Raw genomic sequence first — 11430 nt, forward strand, 5'->3', positions numbered from 1 at the left:
ACAAATGCAGAGCCTCACTCACGAGTGACGGATTCCAGCGGAGTAGTTACATGGCCGACAGCACAACCGACCTACGCGTTGACCCCGAGCAGTTGACGAGACTCATTCTCCGTTACGAAGACGCCGCATCCCGAGTGCAGCGAATCTTAGCCGACGTCAATAAGCGTGGACGAATCGCCCAAGCCTGGACAGCTGACCAAGTTAGCGTCGAAATGGCCGCGCACTACAACGCGCAAATATTCGACGGCGATTACTGTACTTATGCATCAATCGCAAGATATGAGTCGGAGATGCGCTCGCTGGTTCAAACTCTCCGAGGAATTCTCAACGACTATGGCGAGGTCGAAGCAGAATCCGAGGCAAGCATCGTCGCGGCCGGTCGACCGAGGATGGACTGGTGATGGACGACATCAGGTGGAGGGGTCTCACCCACCAGGAGATCTACGACCAGGTGTGGAGTGGTCCAGGCCACGTGGCCTCAGCGGATGCGCAGGGCATGTGGGTCGACGTCCGGAACCAACTGATCGACATCGACAACGATCTCAGGGCGGCGACACGCGGTCTCGGGGAGGGCTGGGAAGGGACCACTGCGGCGGAGGCGGCCCGGAATCTGAGCCTGCTTGGTTCGTGGGTCACCCAGGCCGTCGAATCAGCCGTCAAGACCGGGGCGGCGCTGGACACCCAGGCAGAGTACGTCGCCGCGATGCGCAGAAACCTCCCGCCGCCGGCGGAGGGGTCACCGATCGCCGAGGCGGCCGAATCGGAGATCTACGTGCTCGGAGTGCCGCCCAGCACGCTGCAGGACTGGCACGCCCAGGACGCCCAGCGTGCGGAGTTGGCCAACCAGGCCGTGCAGGTCATGGAGACGTACACATCGAACTCCGCGCGCAACAAGCCGCACATCCATCCCTTCGCCACACCCATCACCGTCACCGCAGCCCCAACGGATGGCGGCGGGTTCTTGCCTCCGATCAACACAGGTGCGGCTGCGCCCTCCATTCCGGTCGGCGCAGGCGGGGCGGGTGGTGGGGTTGGGCCGGGAGCTGCCGGGGGCTTTCCCGTGCCGGTCACGCCGGGCCCCCTCGTCCCGGGCGGTGGGCCAGCGGGGAGGGGGCCGGGCGGGTCGACGGTTCCCGGATCGGGTGTTCCTGGTCCAGGCGCTCCGGGGAGAGCGCCCATCCCGGGCACGGTCCCGGGGCCGGGACGCACCGGGCCCGGCCAGGGGGTTCCGGGACGACCGGGTGGGGGGTTCCCGCCGGGCGACCCGATCATCCGCGGCCCTGCTGGTGCCCCGACCGGCAGCGTCCCCGGCGGCGGCCGGATCCCGGGTGCCCCGATTCCTGGCAGCACCATTCCCGGGGGCATTCCCGGTAGCGCCATTCCGGGCACCGGCGGTCCGGGTAGTGCCGTTCCGGGCACGGGCAGTCCTGGCGCGGGTGGTCCGGGTACCGCGGCGGCGGGTTCGGGCACCCAGGCCGCCTCCACCCGCTCCCCCGGCTACATCCCCGGCGCCGGGTTCGGGGCGGGCGTCGGGGCGCAGAGCCGCGAGCACCGCCGGCCGTCCTACCTCGTCGACGACTCCGGCGCCTTCGCCGACGACCGGTGGTTCACCGCGCCCGTCATCACCCCGTTCGACGTGCTCCCCCGCCGCTGACCGCGCCGCCACTACGCTCCCGTCCGTGCCCCGCTACGCCCTGCTCCTGCGCGGGATCAACCTCGGGCCCCGTCGCCGCGTCGCCATGGCCGATCTGCGCTCCCTGCTCGAAGGGGCCGGCTACACCGAGGTCCGCACCCACCTGCAGAGCGGCAACGCCGTGCTCACCGGGCCGGAGGCCGACCCGGTCGAGCACGAGCGGCGGATCTCGGCGGCCATCGAGGACGCGCTGGGGATGGACGTGCGCTGCGTCGTCCTGACGGCCGACGAGTTGCGGGCCGTCGTGGACGGGCACCCGTTCGCCGACGTGGCCGACAACGGCTCGCGGATGATGGCCCACGTGCTGGCCGAGCAGCCCGACGACGCGCAACTCGCGGCGCACGACCCGACCGCGCTCGACCCGGAGAACTCCCGGCTCGGGCCGCGGGTGATCTACCAGTGGTGCCCCGACGGGCTGATGGGCGCGCCGCCCGTCGGCGGATCCGCGGAGAAGCACTGGAAGATCATGGTGACCGCGCGGAACTGGAACACCATGACCAAGCTGGTCGAGCTCATCGGCTAGCCAGGGGGACCGAGGTCAGCAGGTCGCGCAGGCCGTCGGCGTCGAGGAGGTCGGCGGGGCGGAGGGTGACGTCCTGGCGGACGTAGTGGAAGGCCGCGCGGACCCGGTCGAGCTCGCAGCCCGCCATCGACGCCCACGCCAGCCGGTACACCGCGAGCTGCACGGCCAGCGCGGGCAGGCGGTCCTGGTCGGGCAGAGCGCCGGTCTTCCAGTCGACGACGGTGAAGCCGCCGTCCTCGTCGCGGAACACGGCGTCCATCCGGCCGCGCACCCCGACGCCGGCCAGCACCGTCTCGAACGGCACCTCGACCTCGACGGGGGTCCGGTCGGCCCAGGCCGAGGCCAGGTAGGCGGCCTGCAGGTCCTCCAGGACGTCGTCGGTGGCGGCGCCCTCGTCGGCGGCGCCGGGGAGCTCGTCGATGTCGAGCAGGCCGACCGCGCCGAAGCGCTGCTCCAGCCAGGCGTGGAAGGCGGTGCCGCGGCGGGCGTGCGGATTGGGCGGCATCGGGAGCGGGCGGCGCAGCACCGACGCCAGTGCGGCGGGGTCGTCGGCCAGCTCGACGAGTTGGCTCACCGACAGCTGCGACGGCAGCGCCACGGTGGGGCGACCGCGGGCGGCGGCGCGTTCGGCGAGCAGCACGTCGACGTCCTCCGCCCAGCCCTCCGGGTCGCCGTCCTCGTCGTCGGGAGGCGGCTCGAACTCGTCGTCCGGGGGTTCGAGCAGGGCGGTCTGCGCCCCGGGCGGGACGGCCGCCGCGGCGGTGGCCCTGGCCTCCTCCAGGGCCCGCAGCGCGGCCCGGACGAGGTCGGCGCCGGCGTGCACGTCGGCGGAGCGGTCGCCCAGCGGGTCGACGGGCCAGAGCGCGGTGGGCTGCTCCAGGGTCGCCGGGTTGACCTCGCCCTCGGCCGGTTCGTCGGCCCACACCTCGGGCTCGTGCGCCGCGGCCACCTCGACCAGGAACTCCGAGGGCAGGCGCGGTTTCTCACCGGTCGCCCCCCACCGGTGCCCGGAGACCAGCAGCATCCGCTCGGCCCGCGTCAGCGCCACGTAGAACAGCCGCCGCTCCTCGGTCAGCCGCCGCTCGTCGAGGGCCTCGGAGTGCTCCTTGACGATCTCCTCGAGCCGCTTGCGGTCGGCGTCCTCCGGCAGGACGATGTCGGGAAGGTCGGCGGCGTCGCCGCGCAGCGGGACCGGGAGCTCGGCGGGGCTGGTCAGCCAGGTGCCGCCGATCTTGCGGCCGGGGAAGACCTGGGACACCAGGTGCGGGATGGCCACCACCTCCCACTCCAGGCCCTTCGCCGCGTGCGCGGTGAGGACCTGGACGCGGTCGGTGGACACCTCGACCTCGCCGGGCGAGAGCCCGTCCTCGGCGCGTTCGGCGGTCTCCAGGTAGTCGAGCAGGGCGGGCAGGGTGGCGACCTCGGCGCCGGTCGCGAAGTCGGCGACGACGTCGGCGAAGGCGTCGAGCTGGGCCCGCCCGACGGGGCCGGGGCGGGCGGCCGTCTCGGCGTCGAGGAGCAGGATGCGCTCGGCGTCGGCGACGAGGTCGGTCAGCGGCGCGGACGCCCGCGAGCGCAGCCAGCCCAGCTCGCGGGCCAGCCGGGTGATCCGGGCGTAGCCCGCCGGGGAGTACCGCTCGGGCGGGCCGGGATCGTCCAGGGCGTCGACCAGCCCCGCCTGTTCGGCCTGCTCGCCCGGCAGCGCACCGAGCGCCAGCTCCGACGGGGTCAGCGGGCCGGAGCGGACCGGCGTGCCGGGCACGATCTCGCGGGCCCGCTGCCACAGCGCCGCCAGGTCGGAGACGCCCAGCCGCCAGCGCGCCCCGGTCAGCAGCCGGACCGCGGCCGGCCCGGACAGCGGGTCGGCCACCAGCCGCAGGGCGCTGACCAGGTCGCGGACCTCGGGGGTGTCCAGCAGCCCGCCCAGCCCGACCACCTCGACCGGCAGCCCGCGGGCGCGCAGCGCGGTGGCGATCGCGTCCATGTCGGCCCGCCTGCGCACGAGCACCGCCGTCGTCGGCGGCGACTCCCCGCCCTGCTCCCAGCGCTCGGCGACGGCGTCGGCCATCCAGGCGATCTCGGTGGCGGCGTCGGGCAGCAGCGCCACCCGCACCTGGCCGGGCACCGCTCCCGGGCCGGCGCGCAGCTCGCCGACGCCGACCGCGCCGGGCGCCTCGCGCAGCGGTGCCGAGACCGCGTTGGCCAGGGCCAGCACCTCCGGCGGGTTGCGGAAGCTGGTCATCAGCCCGTACTCGTCGGCCGGGCCGTCGGGGCCGGGGAAGTCGGTGCGGAAGCGGACCAGGTTGCCGGCGCTTGCCCCGCGCCAGCCGTAGATGGACTGGCACGGGTCGCCGACCGCGGTGACCGCCGGCCCGTCGCCGCGGACCGGCTCGCCGGGCTGGGTGCCGAACAGGGCGCGCAGCAGCACCCGCTGCGAGTGGCCGGTGTCCTGGTACTCGTCGAGCAGCACGGCGCGGAAGGTGGCGCGCTCGACCTCGCCGACCTCCGGGTGGTCGGCCGCGACGCGGGCGGCGATGGCCAGCTGGTCGGCGAAGTCGACGGCGCGCTCGGCCCGCTTGCGCGCGGTGAACGCCTCGACCAGCGGCAGCAGCTCGCGGCGCATCCGCTGGGCGTCGATCCAGCGCTTGTAGGTCTGGGACGGCTCGGCGCGCTGGCGCTTGCCCGGCGGTGCGGCCGCCAGCACCCGCATGACCCGCTCGGCGTGGGCATCGACCTGCTCGGGCTCGACCAGGTGCTCGCCCAGCTCGCCGGCCAGCGCGAGCAGCCAGCCGGTGACGGTCGGCGGCATGACCTCGACGTCCAGGTCGTCGGCCCAGCTGGTGACGACCCGGTGGGCCAGCTGCCAGGACGCGGTCTCGCCGAGCAGCCGCGCGGCCGGCTCGGCGGGCAGCCGCAGGGCGTGCTCGCCGACCAGCCGCCCGGCGTAGGCGTGGTACGTGGAGATCGTCGGCTCGCCCGCGGTGACGGCGGCCCGCCGCTCCCCCGACGGGTCGAGGTCGTCGAGCAGCCGGGAGCCGGCCAGCTTGCGCAGCCGCGAGCGCACGCGGCTGCCGAGCTGCTGGGCGGCCTTGCGGGTGAAGGTGAGGCCCAGCACCTGCTCGGGCAGCGCCTGGCCGGTGGCGACCAGCCAGACCACCCTGGCCGCCATCGTCTCGGTCTTGCCGGCCCCGGCCCCGGCGACGACGAGCGCCGGCCGGGCCGGGGCGGCGATGACCGCGGCCTGCTCCTCGGTGGGAGGAGGCAGACCGAGCGCTGTGGCCAGCGCGGCCGGGGTCAGCTCCACCCCGGCATCATCCCCCGGGCGTCAGAGCTCGTAGACGCGCACCCAGTCGACCTCGAGGGAGACCTCGTCGGGGGTGGTCTCGTCGCGCTCGGGCAGCCAGTCCTTCTTCGGGCCCTGGTCGAGCTGGATCGTCAGGTGCATCGGGCCGTCCGGGATGGCCTCGGGGTCCTTCGTCTCGAACTGCTTCTTCCCGTCGACGAACCAGGTGATCCGGTCGGGCAGCCACTCGACGGCGAAGGTGTGCCAGTTGGCGAAGTTGCCCGGCACCGACGTCCCGACGATGTTGTTGTCCTCGCCGTAGTGCAGCACGAAGTGGGCGCGGACGCGGTCCTCGGTCGGGACCTCCATCATGTCGATCTCGCCGTCCTCCGGCCACTTCTCGGAGTCCGGCCAGAGCAGGATCGCCGAGCCGTAGCCGCGGCCGGGCTCGGTGCGGGCGCGGAACTCCCAGCGCCCGTAGGTCTGGTCGTAGGTGTGGCCCATGCCGCCGGAGACCTCACCGCGACCGGTGATCTTCAGGGTGCCGTCGGAGGCCGAGATGGCCTCGGGGCGGCGCAGGCCGTTGCCGAAGCCGCCGATGCTGTCGTAGAGGTTCCAGTTGTCCTCGTCGAGGTCGCCGTCGAACTCGTCACCCGCGACGCGCTTCCAGTCCAGCTTGGGGCCCTCGTCCTCGGTCGCCTTCTTGACGTCCGCCTTGGGCTTGGGTGTAACGGTGGGGGTGGGCGGAGCGACCGTTGTGGTCGGGATCTCCGGAACGGGGGGCAGTTCGACCTTCTGCGGCAGAGCGTCGTAGAGATCCGGCCCGGAGTCGGGGGCGGCCGGGGTGGGGTCCGCGCCGGCGCAGGCGGCCACCGAGATGGCGACCGCCATGCCGGCCACCGCTGCGCGGACGCGCACCGGGATGTGGGGCATTGCGTCTCCTGCCTGCGAGTACCGCGCGCCGGGTTGGGGAGCTTGGGGGAGCGCCGGCGTCGAGGGACCGTACCTTCCCCTGCGCCACGCGGGAAAACTGCGCTCCGCAGGGTCGTGCTGACACCAGGTAGACGTTCCGGCGGGGACGTTGGTTGCGATGAGGTCACGACCTCACCCGGGTGAGTTACCGACTCTTCACCAACGAGCGGCCCACGAACGGGTTACGCCGCGGTGCGCGGGGAACGCCGCCCGGTTCACTGGCGCGGCACCGGACGGCCGGCGTCGTGCAGGGGGCAGCTGGTGCGCACGGGGCAGCGCTCGCAGTCGGGCCCGAGGCGGGCGATGAACGTCGAGCCGGCGGTCTCCTCGGCGCAGCGCTCGACGACCGACCGCCAGTGCTCGACGTCGGCCTCGTCCAGCGGCGGCTGCACCGGCTCCTTGGCCTGGCCACCGGCCTTCTGGTCGGCCACGTAGACCAGCCGGGCCCCGCCCGGGGCGCGCCCCGGTTCGAGGAGCTCGCCGAACGCGCCCAGGGCCGCGGCCAGCTGGTACACCGCGAGCTGCGGGTGCTCGGCGGCGGCGCGGGCGCTCACCGCGGCCTTGCCGGTCTTGACGTCGACGACCACGGGGCGGCCCTGCTGGTCGACCTCCAGCCGGTCGACGCGCCCGCGCAGGCGCAGCCAGGGCCGCCCGCCCTCGTCGGCCATGTCGAGCTGGACGGGCTGCTCCACGGCGACCAGCCGCAGCCCGTCGGCCCGGCTGGAGCGGACCCAGCCGTCGAACGCGGCCAGCATGCCGCGGACCCGGTCGAGCTCGCGGCGGCCGAACCAGGGCGCCCCGGCGTCGAGGCGGGACCACGCCTCGCGCAGCGCGCCCTCCAGCTCGGCGCCGTCGGCACCGGCGGCACCGGCCTGGACGAGGGCGTGCACCAGCGAGCCGGTGACGGCGGCCAGCGCGCCGACGTCTCCCCCGCCGTGGCGCTCCAGCACCCAGCGCAGCGGGCAGCGCACGATCTTCTCCACGTCCGACGGGGACACCGGGACCACCTCGCCCGGCACGCGCAGCGGCGCGTCGGACGACGTCGGAGCGAGGCCGTACCAGTCGTCGGGGTGGGCGCCCGGGACGCCGGCCTCGGCCAGCCGGGCGAGCTGGGTGGCGGCGCGCCTGCGGCGCGCCTGCTGCTGGGGGGTCGCGGCCGGCGCCGTGACGGCCCGGCGCAGCTCGCCGACCAGCTCGGCCAGCACGAGCGAGCGCCCCGGCCGGTGCAGGGGGCGGTCGGCCTGGCCGGCGGGCACCGGGTCGAGCTCGTCGAGGAAGCGGGAGGGCTGCTCGTCGTCGCCGGGGGAGGCGCCCTGCGGCGCCCCCTGCACCGCGCTGACCAGCAGCGTGCGCCGGGCCCGCGAGCAGGCCACGTAGAAGAGCCTGCGCTCCTCGGCGAGCAGCGGCGCCACGCGGGAGACGGTGGCGTCGGGCTCGGCGACGCCGGCGACCACGTCGACCAGCTTCTCGTTGCCCAGCAGGCTGCCGCGCAGGCGCAGGTCGGGCCAGGTGCCCTCCTGGACGCCGGGCACGGCCACCACGTCCCACTCCCGCCCGCGCGCGGCGTGCGCGGTGAGCAGCGCGACGGCCTCGCCCTGCGGGGCCCGCGCGGCCAGCGTGTCGCTCGGGAGCTGCTGCTCGGCGAGGTAGGAGGTGAAGCTGGCGACGTCGGCGCCGGGCAGCCGGTCGGCGTGCCGGGATGCGGCGGCGAACAGCGCGAGGACGGCGTCGAGGTCGCGGTCGGCGGCGGCGCCCACCGGGCCGCCGCGCGCGCTGGCCTCGCTCCACCGCGGGCCCAGTCCGCTGTGCCGCCAGACCTTCCAGAGCACCTCCTCGGCGCTCTCCCCGTTGCGCGCGGCCTCGCCGGCCACGGCCAGCAGCGCGCCGATGCGGCGCAGCGGGGCGGTCTCCTGCGGGGGCAGGGCGGTGAGCGGGTCGGGCCGGCCGCGCGCGGCCGCCTGCAGGGCCTCCACGAGCAGCGGGTCGCTGCCGATGCGCTCCAGCTCCGCCGGGGACACCGGCGCGCCGGGCGGGCGGCGGTCGGGGCCCTCGCCCGCGGCGTGCAGGCGCAGCAGGCCGCGGCGCAGCCTGCGCATGCGCATCGGGTCGGCGGAGCCCAGCGGGGAGGTGAGCAGGGCCGTGGCGGCGTCGGCGTCGAGCTCGCTCGGCCGGGTGGCGTAGCGCAGCACGAGCAGCAGCGGGACGACGGCCGGCTGGCGCCCGAGCGGGAGCTCGTCGTCGGGGGCGGCGATGGGCACCCCGGCGGCCAGCAGCGCGCGGCGCAGCGTCGGCAGCGAGCGGCGGGTGGAGCGGGCCAGCACCGCCATCCGCGACCACGGCACGCCCCCGGTGAGGTGGGCGCGGCGCAGCTGGTCGGCCACCCAGCCGGCCTCCTGGGCGGCCGACCCGAACACCCGCACCTGGACGACGCCCTCCGGGCCCGGCTCCCCCGGCGGCGCCGTGCGGCGCCGACCGCTGCCGGCTCCGGGCAGCCGCGCGGCGACGCGCCCGCACGCCTCGCGGACCGCGGGCGAGCCGCGGGGGTCGACGGTGAGGACCACCGTCTCGGCCTCGACGGCCCGCATGCCCTCCGGGTCGGCGCCGCGGAAGTTCAGCACGGCCTGGTCGGGGTCGCCGGCCAGCAGCACGGTCTCCGCGGTGGAGCCGAGCACCCCGACCAGCTCCATCTGCTGCGGGTCGAGGTCCTGGGCGTCGTCGACGACGAGGTGGCGGACGCGTTCGCGCTCGGCGACCAGCAGCTCGGGGTCGGCGGCGAGCGCGTCGAGCGCGGCGGCCACCAGCTCGGCGGAGTCGAGCGCGGGGGCGGTGGCCTGCGGGGCGCCCCGCCCCGCCGCCCCGCGCAGCAGGTTGACCTGCTCGTAGACCCGGTAGAAGCGGCCGGCGGCGCGCCACGCGCCGACGTCGTGGCGCTCGCCCGTCGCGGTGAGCTCGTCGGGCCCCATGCCGCGCTCGCCCGCGCGCAGGAGCAGCTCGCGCAGCTCGGCGGCGAAGCCGGGCAGCCCGATCGCCGGCAGCAGGCGCTCGGGCCACCCCGAGCCCGGCGCCTCCCCGGCGACCTCGCCGGCCAGCAGCTCGCGGACCACCACGTCCTGCTCGGCGCCGGCCAGCAGCCGCGGCGGCGGGTCGCCGTAGCGGGCGGCGTGCAGCCGCAGCACGCCGAAGGCGTACGAGTGCACCGTGCGGACCAGCGGCTCGCGCAGGGTGCGCTCGGCCGCGCCGCCGCCGATCAGCTCGCCCAGCCGCGCGCGCAGCTCGCCCGCCGCGCGCCTGCTGCCGACCAGCACCAGGGTGCGGGACGGGTCGGTCCGCGGGCTCGCGGTGACCCGGGCGGCGACCGAGGCCAGCAGCAGCGTCGTCTTGCCGGTGCCCGGACCGCCGACCACCCGCAGCGGGCCGGCCCGGTGGGCCAGGACGCGGCGGGCGGCGGCGTCCCACACCGGCTCGGCCGGCGGCGTGCGCACGGCGCGGACCAGCCCGGGCGCGAGGGCGCCGGGGCGGACGGGCCGGGCGGTGGTGGGCACGCTCCGATGAGACCACGGGGCACCGACAGCCCCGCGCCCGCCGTCGGTACCGCGTGGCACCATCGCGTCCGTGACCGCCCAACCGGCTCCGCTCCACGTCGTCGAGCTCGGTCCCGCCGACGGGCGGCCGGTGCTGGCCCTGCACGGCGTCACCGGGCACGCCCACCGCTGGGACGTGCTGTCCGCGGCGCTGCCCGGGGTCCGGCTGCTCGCCGTCGACCTGCGCGGCCACGGCCGCTCGCCGTGGGTGCCGCCGTGGAACCTGGAGCAGCACGTGGCCGACGCGCTGGCCGTGCTCGACCGGTTCGCCCTGCCGCGCGCCGCGGTCATGGGGCACTCGTTCGGCGGCGCCATCGCCGTGCACCTGGCCCGCGCGGCGCCCGAGCGGGTGGAGCGCCTGGTCCTGCTCGACCCGGCCTTCGGGCTCGACCCGCAGGACATGCTGGAGACCGCCGAGGAGAGCCGCGCCGGCCAGTCCTACCCCGACCTGGCCGCGGCCCGCGCGGACCGGGCCCTGCGCTGGGAGGGCATCGACGCCGCCCTGGTCGAGGCCGAGCTGACCGAGCACCTGGTGCCCGACGGCGAGCGCCTGCGCTACCGGTACAGCCCGGCCTCGGTGATCACCGCGTGGTCGGAGATGGCGCGCCCGGCCGTGCCGCCACCGCCGGGCACCCGAACGCTCGTCCTGCCGGCGGCGAAGGCCGACTTCGTGCGGCCGGCCTGGCTCGACGCCTGCCGCGCCGAGCTGGGCGAGCTGCTCACCGTGGCCGAGGTCGACGCGGGCCACATGCTGTACCTGGAGCGCACCGCCGAGACCGCCGCGCACGTCGCGGCCTTCCTGGGAGGCTGAGCGTGGACGAGGAGACGCTCGAGCGCGTGCGGGCCGCCGTCATGGCCGTGCCGCCCGGGCAGACCACCACCTACGGCGAGATCGCCGAGCGGGCCGGGCTGCGCTCGCCGCGACTGGTCGGGCGCATCCTCGCCGAGGACGGCCACGACCTGCCCTGGCACCGCGTGCTGCGCGCCGACGGCACATGCGCCCCGCACATCGCGCGGGAGCAGAGCGCCCGGCTGCGCGCCGAGGGGGTCCTGCTGGTGGACGGGCGGCTGCCCCGGCCGTCACGCCGTGCGCCGGGCCCCGGCTAGCGCGGCGCGGTAGCGCTCGCCGACCAGCTCGACCACCGCCGGGTGGTCGGCCAGCGGCCCCGCCACGGCGTCGGCGCCGCACTCGTCGAGCCTGCGCTGGAACAGCCCGGGGGCCAGCAGCCAGCTGGCGACCGCGACGCGCTCGGCGCCGTCGCGGCGCAGGGCGGCGACCGCGTCGACCACTCGCGGCCCGCCGATGGCGACCGTCGCGAGGGTCACCGGCCGGCCGAGGAGCCGGCCGAGCCTGCGCGCGGCGCGGGCGCTGTCGGCG

9 protein-coding genes are annotated in these 11430 nt (G+C 76.2%); 5 read left to right on the plus strand and 4 right to left on the minus strand.

The features are described from left to right. The first annotated feature begins 50 nt into the window (after positions 1-50). From KIK08_RS19385 to KIK08_RS19395, 3 genes are read left to right on the plus strand one after another with little or no spacing between them, the layout of a single operon-like run. Positions 51-401: a PE domain-containing protein gene (locus KIK08_RS19385; RefSeq protein ID WP_214404605.1), complete on the plus strand. Its 351-nt coding sequence runs from the start codon at positions 51-53 to the stop codon at positions 399-401. Further along, positions 401-1654, plus strand: a complete 1254-nt coding sequence (locus KIK08_RS19390) for a PPE domain-containing protein (protein ID WP_214404606.1) — start codon at positions 401-403, stop codon at positions 1652-1654. Before KIK08_RS19385 ends, KIK08_RS19390 begins: the two co-directional genes overlap by 1 nt. A 25-nt stretch (positions 1655-1679) precedes the next feature. Next, positions 1680-2216 carry a DUF1697 domain-containing protein gene (locus KIK08_RS19395; RefSeq protein WP_214404607.1) on the plus strand — a complete coding sequence of 179 codons (537 nt, stop codon included), beginning with the start codon at positions 1680-1682 and terminating at the stop codon, positions 2214-2216. Here the strand turns inward: KIK08_RS19395 and KIK08_RS19400 are convergent. The 3 genes from KIK08_RS19400 to KIK08_RS19410 form a co-directional block, all read right to left on the minus strand. Continuing rightward, positions 2206-5520 (minus strand): ATP-dependent helicase, encoded by a 3315-nt coding sequence (locus tag KIK08_RS19400; protein ID WP_214404608.1) that lies wholly within the window; start codon positions 5518-5520, stop codon positions 2206-2208. The genes KIK08_RS19395 and KIK08_RS19400 overlap by 11 nt on opposite strands. Positions 5521-5541: 21 nt before the next feature. Continuing rightward, entirely contained in the window at positions 5542-6432 is an 891-nt protein-coding gene (locus tag KIK08_RS19405) for a glycoside hydrolase family 16 protein (protein WP_214404609.1), read from the minus strand. A gap of 254 nt (positions 6433-6686) precedes the next feature. Then, complete coding sequence (locus KIK08_RS19410; RefSeq protein WP_308257740.1) at positions 6687-10013, minus strand: ATP-dependent helicase; 3327 nt, start codon at positions 10011-10013, stop codon at positions 6687-6689. A 70-nt stretch (positions 10014-10083) separates the two neighbouring features. On the opposite strand from KIK08_RS19410, the gene KIK08_RS19415 reads away from it, so the two are divergent. Both KIK08_RS19415 and KIK08_RS19420 read left to right on the plus strand, forming a co-directional pair. After that, the gene (locus KIK08_RS19415; RefSeq protein ID WP_214404611.1) at positions 10084-10863 is read left to right on the plus strand and encodes an alpha/beta fold hydrolase; all 780 of its coding nucleotides are present in this window, start codon (positions 10084-10086) and stop codon (positions 10861-10863) included. Between the two features lie 2 nt (positions 10864-10865). Next, a complete protein-coding gene (locus KIK08_RS19420; RefSeq protein ID WP_214404612.1) occupies positions 10866-11159 on the plus strand; it encodes an MGMT family protein in 294 nt (97 codons plus the stop codon). On the opposite strand, the gene KIK08_RS19425 is transcribed toward KIK08_RS19420, so the two are convergent. After that, positions 11133-11430: CbiX/SirB N-terminal domain-containing protein (locus KIK08_RS19425; RefSeq protein ID WP_305849597.1), on the minus strand; the 298-nt coding region annotated here is incomplete at its 5' end. The genes KIK08_RS19420 and KIK08_RS19425 overlap by 27 nt on opposite strands.

It is taken from the genome of Pseudonocardia lacus, from assembly GCF_018531445.1.
Classification (GTDB): Bacteria; Actinomycetota; Actinomycetes; order Mycobacteriales; family Pseudonocardiaceae; genus Pseudonocardia; species Pseudonocardia lacus.